We start from the raw sequence: 14654 nt of genomic DNA, 5'->3' as shown, positions 1-14654 counted from the left end.
TAAAGAGGTATATGCGCGCTAGCAGGCTGTTGAAAAACTACCTGCGTTGGCAATACGGCGTTGAAAACGGCCTCAGAAGCTCATGTACAACACGTAAACTCGTTCGCGAGTCCGATCCGCTTCCTCGGCCGTTTGACTCGCTGCGCTCGCCCTTCGGGCCAGCCTTCGGCTGTTACTCCCGCTCGTCGTTGCGCCTTGTCTTGCCTGCCTCGCCAACGTTTTTCAACGGCCTGCATGCGCCCTCGCCCCGGCTGCCTTGCCCGAGGCAGCCGGGGCCTTCCATAATCGGTTGGAACCCAAACGGACATCCCTGCCCATGGCGATTGCGCGCAACGACCTCGATCACAATGGTTTGATAATCGGCGTCTCCCCGGAGCGCTTTCGCGCCGTGGCGATGCCGCTGTTGTTCGATCACCTCAACGCCCAGTGCGAAGGCACCATCGCGGTCAACCGCCAGGCGCGCATCGTCTGGATCAATGACAAGTACGCCGCAAAGGTCGGTATCAGCGATCCGCGCAGCGTGCTTGGCAAGGAAATCGAAGAGGTGCTGCCAGCCAGCCGTCTGCGCGAGGTAATGGAAAGCGGGCTGCCCAGCATGCTCGACCTGATGGCATTCGGCGATGAGCATTTCGTGGTGACCCGCATTCCGCTACGGGACGAGGATGGCACCCTGGTCGGCGCGCTGGGCTTCGTGCTGTTCGACCGGGCGCAGCACCTCAGACCGCTGATGTCCAAGTTCAACGTTCTGCAGACGCAGCTGGTCGCGACTCAGAACGAGTTGGCCAAGGCCCGCCGCGCGCGTTACACCATTGCTGGCTTCATCGGTACCAGCCCAGCCGCCAGCGAGGTCAAGCGTCAGGCCCGCCGCGCGGCACAGCTTGACGCCACGGTGTTGATCCGCGGCGAGACCGGCACCGGCAAGGAGTTGCTCGCCCAGGGCATCCACAACCTTTCGCCACGGGCCAACGGCCCTTTCGTTGCGGTCAACGTCGCGGCTATCCCGGAAACCCTGGTAGAGGCCGAGCTGTTCGGCACCGCCCCAGGCGCATTCACCGGCGCGGATCGCAAGGCGCGTATCGGCAAATTCGAAGTCGCCAACGGCGGCACGCTGTTCCTCGATGAAATCGGTGATCTGCCCATGCCACTGCAGGCGAAACTGCTGCGAGTGCTGCAGGAACAGGAAATCGAGCCCCTCGGCTCCAACCAGGTCAAACCGCTGAACGTACGGGTCATTGCCGCGACCCACATCGGTCTGGAAGCCAAGGTTGCCGCCGGACAATTCCGGGACGATCTCTACTACCGCCTCAATGTCCTCGCGCTCAAGGTGCCATCGTTGCGCGAACGTGCCAGCGACATTCCCGCGCTGGTCGAGCATCTGCTTGATGACATCGCCAATCGATCCGGCCATGCGCCGATGGAGCTCACGCCCGAAGCCGTAGCGCTGCTCTGCGGCCAACCCTGGCGCGGCAATGTCCGCGAATTGAGCAACCTGCTGGAGCGAGCTCAATTGAATGCCGATGGCCTGCCGCTGGAAGCGCGGCATCTGCTGCCGTTACTTGGCGAGCAGAGCAGCAGCGCCGCATCTGTGCCGCCAACAGCAATGCCGCTCCCCGCCGAACCATCCGTCTTGGAAGCAGCACCGCTGCAGCTGCTGGCCGAAAGCATTGCCCAGGCCGAACGTCGCGCGCTGCAACACGCACTGCGAGCCTGCAAAGGCAACCGCCGCCGTGCCGCCGTCGAGCTGGGCATCTCCCGCGCGAGCCTGTACTCGAAACTGCAGCTGCATGGGCTGAGCGAGCGTTAGCCAGCTCCGCTCCCGTTTCACTGCCGTCACAACCGCCTCCTCGCAGGGCCGAACTGTTCGGCCTCGTAAATCTACGGCCGAATAAATTCGGCCCTACCAGGTCAAGCACATGGCCGGGCCTTAAGTCTCGTAGGGGCGTAATGCTGTCCACTTAATGCAAACACCACGGCTGATGGCCCTGTCTGTAGGAGCGAGCTTGCTCGCGAAGCTCTTGAGTGGCCTGGGTCGAGCAAAGAGCTTCGCGAGCAAGGACTCGGCGTCCCCCTCGTAGTAGGCGGCGGGTTTCCCTTAGCCCAGAAAAACGCCGCAACCTACACAGGAATGCGGCGTTTCGCCTAAGTGAACGGCATACCGTAGGGCCGAACTTGTTCGGCCTTTGCAAATCTGCCGAACGAGGTTCTGCCCTACAGCCGACGCCACCGCCTTAGCCGATCAGGCATTCAGCCGTTCGATCTGACCACAAAGCTCTTGCGCCAATAGCCGCAGCTCGGTACTGGCGGCGCGAGTTCGGGTGACCGTCTGCCCAGCGGAGCCGGCGGTGTCGCGGATGCCGTTGACGCTACGATTGATTTCCTCAGCCGTAGCGGTCTGTTCCTCGGCGGCCGTCGCGATCTGCAGATTCATGTCGTTAATGGTCGAGACCGCGACCGTAATGGCGCCGAGCGATTCACCTGCGCGCGCCGCCTGATCCATCGTCAACTGCGCCTTTTCCGCATTACGAGCCATGCGCTCGACGGCTGTGGTCGCGCCTGACTGAAGCCGCTCGATGATTGCATGGATCTCTTGAGTCGAGCGCTGGGTGCGTTGCGCCAGCGAGCGCACCTCGTCGGCCACCACCGCAAAACCCCGCCCATGCTCACCGGCGCGAGCGGCCTCGATCGCGGCATTGAGCGCAAGCAGATTGGTCTGTTCGGCGACGCCATTGATCACGTCGAGCACGGTGCCGATGTCGCGGGAGTCCTTCGCCAGCTTTTCCACCACCGCACGCGCTTGCGACAGATCGCGGGTCAGATCGGCGATTTCCTGCATGGTCTGCTCGACCATCCGCCGACCTTGCGCGGCCTCTGCTTCTGTCTGTTTGGTCGAATCAGCCGCGAGACTGGCGCTACGCGCAACTTCCTGCACGGTGGCAACCATCTCATTCATGGCGGCGGCCAGGCTGATGGTTTCGCTTTCCTGGCGCTCGGCATCGCGCTGGGCGTCCGAGGTGATTTGCGACAGGTCCTCGCTGGCAGTCATCAGTTTCAGGTTGGCCTGCCCGACCACGCCGCCGGCGGCCTCCATGAGCGTGTTGAAGCTGCGGGCCATCTGAACGAGCTCGTCACGGCCCTGTGTGGGCAGGCGTACGGTAAGGTCGGTGCGGCCCTCGGCAGCCTTCTCAAGGGTGGCGACCGTTGCACGCAAGGGGCCGGTAATGCTGCGGATCACCAGCATGCTGAACCCCGCCAACGCAGCGAGGATTAACGCGCCGACGAACAGGGCGGTTGTCACTTCGCGATTCACCACGGCATCGATATCGGCGGGGTGAATGCCGCTGGACACCATCCAGCTCCAGGGTTTGAAGCCACGTGCCTCGGTCAGCTTGAGCTCGGGTTCCGTTGCGCCCGGACGCGGCCAAAGATATTCGAGCCGCATGGAGCCGTTGCTGCGCACACCGTCCACCAGCTGCTGCACGAATGGCTTGCCGGCCTTGTCCTTCAAATCACGCAGATCGCGACCGACCAGTTGCGGGCTGACCGGGTGCATCAGCCAGACAAAATCCATGTTGTTGATCCACAGGTAGTGGTCGCCCAGGTAACGGATGGTGCCGATCACTTCCATTGCGCCGGTTTGCGCCTCTGGAAGCGTGATTTCACCAGCGTGCGCTTTGCCCTCGTAATGCTCCATCACCCGTACGGCGGTGGTCAGTGCGGCATCCACGGCGGCCATTTTTTCTTCGGTCAGACTGCGTTGCAGACTGGCCACCATCCACCAGGTGAACAGGACTACGACCACACCGAAACCCAGGGTAAGCATCCAGACCCGCTGAGCGATACGAAACTGACGAAAGAAGCTGTTCATCGAGACGTCATCCTTATGAAGGCAGCGCGCCAACCATTGGCGAACCGCAACTGCTCACCAGCGCATAGAGCTCAGGCGCCGTTCCTAAGTGCGTTAAACGTGAAGGCTTGCCCCAACACGGTCGATCAGGCCCGCAGCGTCACTGCGCCAGCCAGCCGCCATCGACGTTCCAGGCTGCGCCGCGTACCTGCTTGGCGGCGTCGCTACAGAGAAATAGCGTCAGATCACCCAGCTCCTCGGGCGTCACGAAATCCAGCGAAGGTTGCTTCTCCATCAGCAGCTCCCGCGTCGCGCGGACCGGGTCGCCATGGGTTTGCGTCTTGCTGTCGATCTGCTGCTGTACCAGCGGCGTCAGTACCCAGCCTGGGCAGAGCGCATTGCAGGTCACTGAGGTGGATGCGGTTTCCAGAGCGACCGTCTTGGTCAGGCCGATCACCCCGTGCTTGGCGGCCACGTAGGCCGATTTCTGCGCCGAAGCCACCAGACCGTGAACCGAGGAGATGTTGACGATCCGCCCCCAGTTGCGCTCGCGCATGCCCGGCAGCGCCAAACGCATGGTGTGGAATACCGAGGACAGATTGATGGCGATGATGCTGTCCCAACGCTCGACCGGGAAACTTTCGATCGGAGCTACGTGCTGAATGCCGGCGTTGTTGACCAGCACATCGAGGGAACCGAAATCACGCTCGGTCTGGCTGACCATCGCGGCGATCTGTTCGGCGTCGGATACGTCGGCTGAGTGATGCAGCACGCGGGTGCCATAGCCGGATACGCGAGCGATGGCCGCTTCCACATCGCCGAAGCCATTGAGCATCACGTCGGCGCCCGCTTCTGCCAGTTTGCAGGCGATGCCCAGACCGATCCCGCTGGTCGAACCGGTGACCAGGGCTGCTTTGCCTTTCAGAATCATGGCTGTCTCCGATTGCTGCGAGTGACGCTCAGGGCAGCGGTGCTCAAGACACCCTGCTGACAATCAGAGTAGCGGCTGATATGAAGTGTGCTGGGCAAGGTGATGGCAAGGCGGGACGGTCGGGTGCCGGCGGCTGATCCGCCGAAAAGTTCGCGTGGGGCATTCATGTACGGTTTTCCTTATTGTTCTGATCGCGCCGTCCGCACCGTCGGTCTACATCGAAGGTGCGGTACGGAAACAAGCGAGACTGGAAAACCAGAGCGAAAGCCATGCCAGAGCGGCGAGCGGCGACGCAAAAAGGTCGAGGTGCCCGACATAGCGCGCGCTCGAATGGAGGAAATGGGTGGTACTTATCCGTTAGCCGGCCAACTCAATGTCCAGCATCCTGTACATGCTCATAAGGCGACACATGGCAGCCCGAACCTATGTCCGAGCCGCTGGACAGCCCTGCAATCGGGCTCGATACGCGCCGGACAGTCGCGGCGCCATCGCAACCGCCCAAGCACTTCGGCGCAAGCAACTCGCCGGCGTGCGGCGGCTCCATCGCTTTCACCGAACACCAGCCAGTCACTCCTCACCTCACCCAGCCAGCACGCCGTCCACCAGTGCCTTGGCTTCTTCCTGGATGCGCTTCAAGTGCGCCTCGCCTTCGAAGCTTTCGGCGTAGATCTTGTAGACGTCTTCGGTACCGGAGGGCCGAGCGGCGAACCAGCCGTTATCGGTCACGACCTTGAGCCCGCCAATAGCGGCGCCGTTGCCCGGCGCTTCGGTGAGAATCTGCGTGATCGGCTGGCCGGCTAGATCGCCCGCTTTCACCTGCGAGGCCGAGAGTTTGCCCAGTTTGGCCTTCTGCTCGCGATCGGCCGGAGCGTCGATACGCTGGTACACCGGCGCACCGAAACGCTCGGTCAGCGCCTGATAGCGCTCGCCCGGGTCCTTGCCGGTTACAGCAGTGATCTCCGCCGCCAGCAGGCCGAGAATCAGGCCGTCCTTGTCGGTCGACCAGGCGCCGCCGTTCTTGCGCAGGAAGGACGCACCCGCCGATTCTTCGCCGCCAAAGCCCAGGCTGCCGTCCATCAAACCATCGACGAACCACTTGAAGCCCACCGGCACTTCCACGACCTGACGGTCGATGCCCTTGGCTACCCGATCGATCATCGACGACGAGACCAGCGTCTTGCCGATTCCGGCCTGCGCACTCCATTCGGGGCGGTGGGTGAACAGGTATTCGATCGCAACGGCCAGGTAATGGTTGGGGTTCAGCAGCCCAACCGAACGCGCAACGATGCCATGGCGGTCATGGTCCGTGTCACAGGCAAAGGACACGTCGAAGCGGTCCTTGTTCTCGATCAGCCCAGCCATGGCGTGCGGCGAGCTGCAATCCATGCGGATCTTGCCGTCCCAATCCAGGCGCATGAAGCGGAAGGTCGGATCGACGCGCGTCGAGAGCACGTCGAGCGGTAGCCCGTAACGTTCGGCGATGCGCGTCCAGTAATGCACGCCGGCACCGCCGAGCGGGTCGACGCCGAACTTCAGGCCGGAGTTACGGATCGCTTCGAGGTCGATCACCTGGCCCAGACCACCTACATAGTGTTCGATGAAATCGAAGCGCTGAATGGTCGGCGCTTTCAGCGCACGGGCGTAATCCATCCGCTTGACACCTTTCAGCCCGGCTACGAGCAAGGCGTTAGCGCGATCCTGAATCCACTTGGTCACGCCCGTATCCGCCGGGCCGCCGTTGGTGGGGTTGTACTTGAAGCCGCCATCGGCCGGCGGGTTGTGCGAGGGCGTAATGACGATGCCATCGGCCAGGCCACCGCTGCGGCCCGCGTTGTATTCGAGGATGGCGTTGGAGATGGCCGGCGTCGGCGTGTAGCCCGGCTCGCCATTGGTTTCGCTGCAGCCGGCATCAATGCGCGTCTCAACGCCGTTGGCCGCCAGCACTTCAAGCGCCGACACAAACGCGGGTTCGGATAGCGCATGGGTATCCATGCCAACGAAAATCGGACCGTCGATGCCCTGCTCGCGGCGGTAATCGCAGATCGCCTGGGTCACGGCAAGGATGTGCCGCTCGTTGAAGCTGTTCTTCAGCGACGAGCCGCGATGACCGGAGGTGCCGAACGAGACCTGCTGCGCCGGATCCGAGGGATCGGGACGCTCGCTGTAGTAGCGCGAAATCAGGCGCGGAAGGTTGGTCAGGGTGTGTTCTTCAGGCAAGCGTCCTGCGTTGAGGTCGAGACTCATCTGTCGTTCCTTTGGAAGAATGAAAACGTCGCATCAGGCAAACCGTGGCCCGCACGGGAGCAATCAAGGCATTGGTCGATGCCATTATCTACGCGCTAAGACCATCGGTTCAGGGGCTTTGGTTCCCCATACAGCAGGCGGAATGTTTGGCTAGCTCAGGCGCGCATGATATTGCCGTTTATCACCGCGACGAAGCCCGCTTCCTTTCATGCCAGCAGGCTTGCCCATGCCGAAGCGAGCAACAACAGCGCCATGCCCTGATTGAATCGTCGTAACGAACGCGCCGAACGCAGAACCCGTGCCGCGCCCCGGCCGAGCACGGCCCATGCGGCCAGGCAAGGCACCGCGACGAGAAAGAAAATCAGCGCATATACAGAGTATTGATACGAGCCGGCATCCGCTCCGGTAAAAACGCTGATGACCGCGAACGCCATCATCCAGGTCTTGGGGTTGATCAGTTGCAACGCGGCGCCGCCGCAGGCACCCATGCGCTTGCTTGCTAGATCCGTGTCGAGTCCGGTCGCCGGGCTACGGAACAGCTGCCAGGCCAACATGCTGATCCAGGCCACACCGAGCCAGCCCATACCCTGCTGCACCATGGGGTAACGCAGCAAAACCCCTCCCAACCCCCATCCAACCAGCAGCACGATCATCGCGGCCGCGGCACAGGCGCCGAGTACGATGGGCACCGCGGCGCGCAATCCATACAGGCTGCTGTTGCTGAGGACCAGAATATTGGTCGGCCCAGGCGTAATCGACGCCACGAAAGCAAACAGAACGAATGGCAGGAACTGGCTCATCGCGCCAACTCCCAATGAATTCGGGGCTTTGAAAGAATCGAAAACATGGGCAGAAACTCCGAGTGGGTGTTTCCGCAATGTTCCGGCGGGACGCGTCAGCGGTCTGGAAGGTTTGAGCAGCGCTTGCGATAGGCCGCCGGGCTCAGACCATAGGCACGACGGAACCAGCGACCGAGATGGCTTTGGTCGGCGAACCCCAGCTGCACCGCGACGCTCGCCGGAGCCAGTCCCTGACGCAACAACTTGCGCGCCAGACTGAGGCGCAGCTGCACCAGATAGGCATGCGGCGCTAAACCGAAGGCCGCTTTGAACGCTCGGGACAGCCGGAAACGATCCACGCCGGCAACCTGGACCAAGTCGTCCAGGCCGATGTCCTGATCCAGGTGAGCATGCAAAAACTCCCGAGCCCTGATCGCCACCGAAGGCAACCTCGGGCTCAGCTCCGTTTTCCGCCGCCAGTCGACATGGCTGGACAGTTTTTCCAACAACGCATCCAGCGCCGCGTGCCGGACGATTCGCAGGTCCGAGCCGTGCATCGCCTGGAATGCCCTGGCGATGTGATTTATCAGATCCGGCTCGCTCGCCAAGGTTTCGGCAAAGCTTGGCAGGCAATGCTCAGGCGCTTCCTCGAACAGCGCCCTCAGCTGCATTTCGAGCCATTGCGGTTGCAGGTAGAGCATCGAATAGGTGAAGCCGCCGGGCGTTGGCGCATGACCGTCATGAATCTCACCGGGCTCCAGCAAAAAACCCTGCCCTACAGTGCTGCTGTGCAACACCTTGCGGCAGTGAAACTGCTGCACGCCCTGCTCCGTAAAGCCGACGAGGTAACTGTCATGCCAGTGCGGATCGTAGGCATGCCCCTCGAAATGAGCGCGAATGGTCTCGATGCCCGTTTCGGCATCCAGCTTCAAATCGACCCAGCTGTTGGCACCCATGGTTAGCTCTTCGATGACGAAATGGCTACAGGCCGCAGGCCTGTGACCCTGCATTCTGTTAGGAGATTGCGGGCAGTCATAGAAGATTTGTGCAAATGCGGGCACGGCCATCGGGCCCCATTGATCTTTCGTAGCGCTGGCTAAACGTCGCTACGCGTTTGCCGGCATGGAAACCGCCGGCCATAAGCGACCGGCGGTTTTCCCTCAAGCCGTCTTGGCAGCGGACGCGAGCCCTGCCGGCCGCTGTTCACGGAAGGCGAACAGGAACGTCAGGAAGACGCCCAATGCGAATACCGCCGGGAACAGCCAGATGCTTTGCCAGTCATGGCCATCCATGGTCGCGAAGTGATCGGTGACCTTCCCGGCAACCCAGAAGCCGATAAGCATGCCGACGCCGTAAGTTGCCAGCGTGATCAAGCCTTGTGCTGAGCCCTTATAGGTCTCACCGGCCTTGGCGTCGGTATATATCTGTCCAGAGACGAAGAAGAAGTCATAGCAGATCCCGTGCAGGGCGATACCGGCCACCAACATGAACAGCAGATCGCCGTTGTTACCGTAGGCGAACAGCGCATAGCGCAACGTCCAGGCCAGCATGCCCAGCAGCAGGGTCTTCTTGATGCCGAAGCGCTGGATGAACAGCGGCAGCAGCAACATGAACAGCACCTCGGAAATCTGCCCCAGGGTCATCTTGCCGGTCGGGTTGTCCACGCCGATTTCTGCGAGGAAGGGGTTGGCGTTCTGGTAGTAGAAAGCAAGCGGAATGCAGATCAGCACCGAGGCGAGGAAGAAGATCGCGAAGCTGCGGTCCTTCAGCAACTTGAGTGCATCCAGACCCAGGGCTTCCTTGAGCCCGCCCTGCTCGCGCCGGGCCAGCGGCGGTGTACTCGGCAGGCTGAAGCTGTACAGCCCAAGCAACGCCGAGGCGATGGCGCACATCAGGAAGGTGTTGCGTAGCGCACCGGCAGCGATGGCTTGCTGGGAATCCCAGCCGAACAGAAAACTGATCACCAGCCCGGCGATGATCCAACCCACCGTGCCCCAGACACGAATCTTCGAAAACTCCAGCGCCGGGTCACGCATCTGCCGGAAGGCCACGGCGTTCACGAGGGCCAATGTGGGCATGTAAACGATCATGTAGCCCAGCACGTAAGGATAGAACGCACTGAAGTCGCTGGCCCGGTAAAGCTGGAACAACAACACGGCGCCGACCAGATGCAGGATGGCGAGCAAGCGCTCGGCGTTGAAGTAGCGATCGGCGATCAGGCCGATCACGAACGGCGCCAAAATCGCGCCCCAGGATTGGGTCGAGAACGCCATACCGATCTGGCCGCCGGTCGCGCTCAGGTTGTTAGCCAGAAAGGTGCCGAGGGTGACGAACCAGCCGCCCCAGATGAAGAACTGCAGAAACATCATCAGGCTCAGCCGCGCATTGAGTGTGCTCATGGTCTTGTCCTTATTGTTGTGCACGTTTATCAGGAGAACGACTTAATCGAGTCCCAGTAGTCGGCGGTTTCGCGAGGCACTGCTCGCAACACCGGCGAAATCGTCGAAGGCCCGCGTGGCGCGGTTGATCAACTGCTGCCGAATGAAACGGGCACCTTCCTCTGCCCCCTGCGCGGCATCCTTGAGGCAGCACTCCCATTCGAGTACTGCCCAGCCCTCATAGCCGTACTGCGTTAGCTTGCTGAATATCTGTTTGAAATCGATCTGGCCGTCGCCCAGCGAACGGAATCGGCCAGGGCGCTCGGTCCAGCTCTGATAGCCGCCGTAGACACCGGAACGTGCATCCGGGCGAAACTCGGCGTCTTTCACATGAAACATGCCGATGCGCTCGTGATAGCGGTCGATGAACCCGACGTAATCCAGTTGCTGCAGCAGCATGTGGCTCGGGTCGTAGAGAATCTTCGCGCGTGGATGCTGATCGACCGCATCGAGGAAGCGCTCGAAGGAGGCGCCGTCGTGAAGGTCCTCACCGGGGTGAATCTCGAAGCACAGGTCGACCCCGGCTTCCTCGAACGCATCGAGGATCGGTCGCCAGCGCCGCGCCAGTTCGGCGAAGCCCTCCTCGACCAGACCGCTTGGTCGCTGTGGCCAGGGATACATGTAAGGCCATAACAGCGCACCGGAAAACGTTGCATGGGCGGTCAGGCCCAAACGGCGACTGGCCTTGGCTGCGAGGTGCAATTGATCGATCGCCCATTCGGTACGGGCCTTTGGCTTGCCACGCAGCTCGGCCGGGGCGAAGTCATCGAACAGGCCGTCGAATGCTGGATGTACCGCGACCAGCTGGCCCTGCAAGTGAGTCGAAAGCTCGCTGATTTCGACGCCCGCCTCGGCGCAAAGCCCTTTCAGTTCGTCGCAGTAGGTTTGGCTTTCGGCGGCTCGTTGAAGGTCCAGGCACTGCGTTCCGAGCGTTGGAAGCTGAACCCCGCAATAGCCGAGCGAAGCCGCCCAGCGCGCAAGGTTTGGCAGGTTATCGAATGGCGCTTCCGGCCCGAGGAACTGCGCCAGGAAAATGGCCGGGCCGCGAATACCGCTGGGTGTCTTAGGTTGCTGCATTTTGAGTTCCTATCGTTCGGTCGCGGCGAAGGTCGTCCACTTGGCATCGCTGTGATGGCTGGCGATGACCGTCTCGATGAAGGCCATGCCACGCAGGCCGGCATCAATACCCGGAACTTCGAGCGCGCTTCCCGAGCGGATGGACGTGGCAAAGTTGGTATAGAGATTGGCCATCGCCTCGAGATACCCCTCCGGATGCCCGGCAGGCAGGCGCAGACGCCGAAGCGCGTGGTCGCACAGCCAACGCTGATCGACACCGGCACGCAGTACGCGCAGCGCCTCGCCGAGCGGACGATGAACCAGGCTGTTCGGCTCTTCCTGGCGCCATTCGAGGCCGCCGCGCTCGCCATACAAGCGCAACGTCAGGGCGTTCTCTTCGCCCGTGCAGACTTGGCTGGCGATTAGCACGCCGCTTGCGCCACCGTCGGTCTGGAACAGCACAGCACCGTCATCGTCGAGCTGCCGTCCCGCGACATGCACGCCAAGATCCGCGCATAGCCGCTCGATGCGCTGGCCGCTGACAAACTCGGCGAGGTTGAACGCGTGAATGCCGATGTCGCCCATGCAGCCGCTCGGCCCCGCTTGAGCCGGCTCACCGCGCCAAGCCGCCTGCTTGTTGCCCTGCCCGGCCTGGTCCTCGCTCAGCCAACCTTGCGGATACTCAACAAAAATTTTGCGCAATCGACCGAGCGCGCCGGCCTGCACCATATGCCGCGCCTGCCAGATCATCGGATAGCCCTGGTAAGTGTGCGCCAGCCCATACAGCTGGCCGCTGCCGGCCTGGGTTGCAGCAAGCGCCTGCATATCCGCCAGCGACAGCGCTGCCGGCTTCTCGGAAAACACGTGGAAGCCAGCCTGCAGAGCCGCCTCGGCTATAGGCGCATGCAGATGATTGGGCGTGACGACGACCAGCAATTCCATGCGCTGATCCGCCGGTCGCGCCTGCTCGGCCTCCAACAGCACGTCCCAAGAGTCATAACAGCGCTGCGGGTCGAGATGCAGTGCCGCACCACTTCGCCTGTTGTTTTCGGGGTCGCGGCTAAAGGCGCCACAAACCAGCTCGATATGGCCGTCGAGGCGCATCGCCTGTCGGTGCACCTGGCCAATGAAAGCGCCTTCGCCACCACCCACCATGCCTACCCGGACCTTTGATCGACCGGTCGAATCCATGCCCTTACTCCAAACTTAAAGTTTTGATTACAACCAATGTAACCGGTTACATTCGCTCAGAAGGTAGCACCGAAAGCCTTGCTGTCAAGTTGGAAGCGCTGCGTTACGCTAGTTGCCCGCTGGCCGATCGAGCACGGCCGATGACCATCGAGGAGTTATGCCAAATATTCGCAAGGTGGCTGAGTTGGCTGGCGTTTCCGTCGCCACCGTTTCGCGCACGTTGAAGTCGCCGGAACGGGTTTCACCGCAGACCCGTGACCGGGTGCACGCAGCGGTCGAACAAGCCGGTTATCGCCCAAACCTGATGGCCGTACAGTTCCGCTCGCGCAAGACGCGCAACCTCGTCGTGCTGGTCCCAGCGATCGCCAACGTGTTTTTCGCGCGCGTCATAAGCGGTATTCAGGAAGCCGCGCAGGCCGTTGATTACCGCGTGCTGCTGTGCAATACCCTGGGCCGCGAAGACGTCGAGATCGCCTACGCCGAGCTGGTCCATGCCCATCAGGCCGACGGCGTGATTCAACTGCGCGCGTTCAATCCTTTCGCTGAAACCTGCCTCCACGGCAATGCGCTACCACCGATGGTCAATGCCTGCGAAGTGCTCGACGTTCCGCCCTGCCCGACCGTTCGCCTGGATAATCGCGCTGCGGCCCGCACAATGACCGAACACTTGCTCGCGCTGGGCCATCGCCGCATCGGTCTGATCAAGGGCCCGCAAGGCAGTCCCCTGACCCGAGAGCGTATCGCCGGATACGAGGATGCATTGAATGACGCAGGCATCGCGCTCGATCCGGAACTGCTGCGCCGCGGCAATTTCACCTTGCAGGCTGGATATGACGCTGCCGGCCAACTGCTCGATAACCCGAATCAACCGACCGCGATCTTCTGCGAAAACGATGAAATGGCGATCGGTGCGATGCAGCGCATCCGCCAATCGGGGCTGCGCGTTCCGCAGGACGTGTCGATCGCCGGTTTCGATGACATTCCCTTCGCCGCTTTTAGCGATCCACCGCTGACGACCATCGCCCAGCCCGCCGAGGCGTTCGGGAGACACGCAGTCGAGATGCTGGTGGCGCAATTCGAGCAATTACCGCTCGACATTCCTCACCTGGTGTTGCCGTACAGCCTGATATTGCGCGGCAGCACGGGACCTGCGCCGCGCTGAACGCCGTAACTCTGCTGACCAGAGGTGGCGCTCAGACCCACGTGGCCGGCGCCTGTTTCGCCGTCCAGGTGAAGCGCTTTCACTGCTCGTCAATGCCGGGCTCACCTCCGCTCAGCTCCTCCCACAGGCTGCGCCGAAACAGCTGATGCAGAGGTAATCGCTGCGCGCTGTGGCGGCTGACGAGCACTAACTCGCGATAAAAAGTAGCGCTGCCGAGGGAAATGATGCGGACCGTGGGCGCGCGTTCGAGCCACAGCCCCGCCGTCGGTACCAGCGCCACGCCCAAGCCGCTTTCGACCATCTTGACGATGGCATCCAGCTCGTCCAGTTCGAGGCCCGGACGCACGTCCAGATTGTGTTTGCGCAAAAAGTGACTCACCTGTCGGCCGCCGAAGGAGCTACGGTCGTAGCGCACGAAGGGATGCTCAACGAGCAGCTTGAACGGGTCGTCGCCTTCGATGTTCAACGGCGCGATCAGCACGAAGGGTTCCTTCTGGATCAGCTCGGCGTGCAATTCCTTGGGTAGCGCAAATGGCGGCCGGATCATTACCGCGAGGTCGATGTCGCCAGCGTCGACCTGCGACAGTAGATTCAGCGAAACGCCCGGAACGAGCTTGGGCGCGACGCCCGGAGCTTCGCGCAGCAAACGCAGCAGCACCCGCGGCAGCAATCCGGTCTGCACGGTGGCGATGGCACCGATGCGCAGTTCGCCACGGTATTCGCTCAGCGACTCCGGCTGCCCCATCAGTGCGAAGGTGTCGAGGATCTGTTCGGCTAGCGGCACCGAACGCAGCCCGGCTGCGTTGAGATGAGCTGAACGCCCCGTTCGATCGAATAAACGCATACCTAACGCATCTTCGAGATTCCTGATCTGAGCGCTCACGGCCGACTGGGTCAGGCCGATCTGGTTGCCCGCAGCAGCGAAACTGCCGCACCGGACGATAGCCAGGAAGGTTTTCAGTTCACGAATCATCGGCACGATCCATCGATATTCTTAAGGCTCGAATCA

At 61.9% G+C, this 14654-nt stretch carries 11 protein-coding genes; 2 read left to right on the top strand and 9 right to left on the bottom strand.

All coding sequences use genetic code 11. The features are described 5' to 3' along the window. The first annotated feature begins 316 nt into the window (after nt 1–316). Complete coding sequence (locus NA647_RS07340; RefSeq protein ID WP_256057067.1) at nt 317–1804, top strand: sigma-54 interaction domain-containing protein; 1488 nt, start codon at nt 317–319, stop codon at nt 1802–1804. Between the two features lie 432 nt (nt 1805–2236). Here the strand turns inward: NA647_RS07340 and NA647_RS07335 are convergent, their stop codons facing one another. The 8 genes from NA647_RS07335 to NA647_RS07300 form a co-directional block, all read right to left on the bottom strand. Next, nucleotides 2237–3865: a methyl-accepting chemotaxis protein gene (locus tag NA647_RS07335; RefSeq protein WP_256057066.1), complete on the bottom strand. Its 1629-nt coding sequence runs from the start codon at nt 3863–3865 to the stop codon at nt 2237–2239. Nucleotides 3866–4004: 139 nt separating this feature from the next. Then, nucleotides 4005–4775 carry a 3-hydroxybutyrate dehydrogenase gene (locus NA647_RS07330; RefSeq protein WP_256057065.1) on the bottom strand — a complete coding sequence of 257 codons (771 nt, stop codon included), beginning with the start codon at nt 4773–4775 and terminating at the stop codon, nt 4005–4007. Nucleotides 4776–5354: 579 nt separating this feature from the next. After that, entirely contained in the window at nt 5355–7019 is a 1665-nt protein-coding gene (pgm, locus tag NA647_RS07325) for a phosphoglucomutase (alpha-D-glucose-1,6-bisphosphate-dependent) (RefSeq protein ID WP_256057064.1), read from the bottom strand. 206 nt (nt 7020–7225) lie between these two features. Further along, the gene (locus NA647_RS07320; protein WP_256057063.1) at nt 7226–7819 is read right to left on the bottom strand and encodes a LysE family translocator; all 594 of its coding nucleotides are present in this window, start codon (nt 7817–7819) and stop codon (nt 7226–7228) included. 95 nt (nt 7820–7914) lie between these two features. Then, entirely contained in the window at nt 7915–8754 is an 840-nt protein-coding gene (locus NA647_RS07315) for an AraC family transcriptional regulator (RefSeq protein ID WP_256057062.1), read from the bottom strand. 204 nt (nt 8755–8958) lie between these two features. Continuing rightward, on the bottom strand, nt 8959–10197 hold the full coding sequence (locus NA647_RS07310) for a nucleoside permease (protein WP_256057061.1): 1239 nt from the start codon (nt 10195–10197) through the stop codon (nt 8959–8961). 42 nt (nt 10198–10239) lie between these two features. Continuing rightward, nucleotides 10240–11313 (bottom strand): sugar phosphate isomerase/epimerase family protein, encoded by a 1074-nt coding sequence (locus NA647_RS07305; protein ID WP_256057060.1) that lies wholly within the window; start codon nt 11311–11313, stop codon nt 10240–10242. 9 nt (nt 11314–11322) lie between these two features. Further along, on the bottom strand, nt 11323–12483 hold the full coding sequence (locus NA647_RS07300) for a Gfo/Idh/MocA family protein (RefSeq protein ID WP_256057059.1): 1161 nt from the start codon (nt 12481–12483) through the stop codon (nt 11323–11325). A 157-nt stretch (nt 12484–12640) separates the two neighbouring features. Between NA647_RS07300 and NA647_RS07295 the strand changes: the two genes are divergently transcribed. Continuing rightward, nucleotides 12641–13645, top strand: coding sequence for a LacI family DNA-binding transcriptional regulator (locus NA647_RS07295; RefSeq protein WP_256057058.1), 1005 nt, complete (start codon nt 12641–12643; stop codon nt 13643–13645). Between the two features lie 79 nt (nt 13646–13724). Here NA647_RS07295 and NA647_RS07290 read toward each other — a convergent pair whose 3' ends face one another. Next, nucleotides 13725–14618, bottom strand: coding sequence for a LysR family transcriptional regulator (locus tag NA647_RS07290; protein WP_256057057.1), 894 nt, complete (start codon nt 14616–14618; stop codon nt 13725–13727). Between the last annotated feature and the right edge of the window lie 36 nt (nt 14619–14654).

Origin of the sequence: Stutzerimonas stutzeri, assembly GCF_024448985.1 — a bacterium.
GTDB lineage: Bacteria > Pseudomonadota > Gammaproteobacteria > Pseudomonadales > Pseudomonadaceae > Stutzerimonas > Stutzerimonas stutzeri_AP.
The sequence above is the reverse complement of the archived record's forward strand: the minus strand, read 5'-3'. Positions and strand labels throughout refer to the sequence as shown.

Bases quoted from the DNA above. Each gene is read 5' to 3' on its own strand.
- NA647_RS07340 (WP_256057067.1), top strand. From the start codon at position 317: ATGGCGATTGCGCGCAACGACCTCGATCACAATGGTTTGATAATCGGC.
- NA647_RS07335 (WP_256057066.1), bottom strand. From the start codon at position 3,865: ATGAACAGCTTCTTTCGTCAGTTTCGTATCGCTCAGCGGGTCTGGATG.
- NA647_RS07330 (WP_256057065.1), bottom strand. From the start codon at position 4,775: ATGATTCTGAAAGGCAAAGCAGCCCTGGTCACCGGTTCGACCAGCGGG.
- pgm (WP_256057064.1), bottom strand. From the start codon at position 7,019: ATGAGTCTCGACCTCAACGCAGGACGCTTGCCTGAAGAACACACCCTG.
- NA647_RS07320 (WP_256057063.1), bottom strand. From the start codon at position 7,819: ATGAGCCAGTTCCTGCCATTCGTTCTGTTTGCTTTCGTGGCGTCGATT.
- NA647_RS07315 (WP_256057062.1), bottom strand. From the start codon at position 8,754: ATGGGTGCCAACAGCTGGGTCGATTTGAAGCTGGATGCCGAAACGGGC.
- NA647_RS07310 (WP_256057061.1), bottom strand. From the start codon at position 10,197: ATGAGCACACTCAATGCGCGGCTGAGCCTGATGATGTTTCTGCAGTTC.
- NA647_RS07305 (WP_256057060.1), bottom strand. From the start codon at position 11,313: ATGCAGCAACCTAAGACACCCAGCGGTATTCGCGGCCCGGCCATTTTC.
- NA647_RS07300 (WP_256057059.1), bottom strand. From the start codon at position 12,483: ATGGATTCGACCGGTCGATCAAAGGTCCGGGTAGGCATGGTGGGTGGT.
- NA647_RS07295 (WP_256057058.1), top strand. From the start codon at position 12,641: ATGCCAAATATTCGCAAGGTGGCTGAGTTGGCTGGCGTTTCCGTCGCC.
- NA647_RS07290 (WP_256057057.1), bottom strand. From the start codon at position 14,618: ATGATTCGTGAACTGAAAACCTTCCTGGCTATCGTCCGGTGCGGCAGT.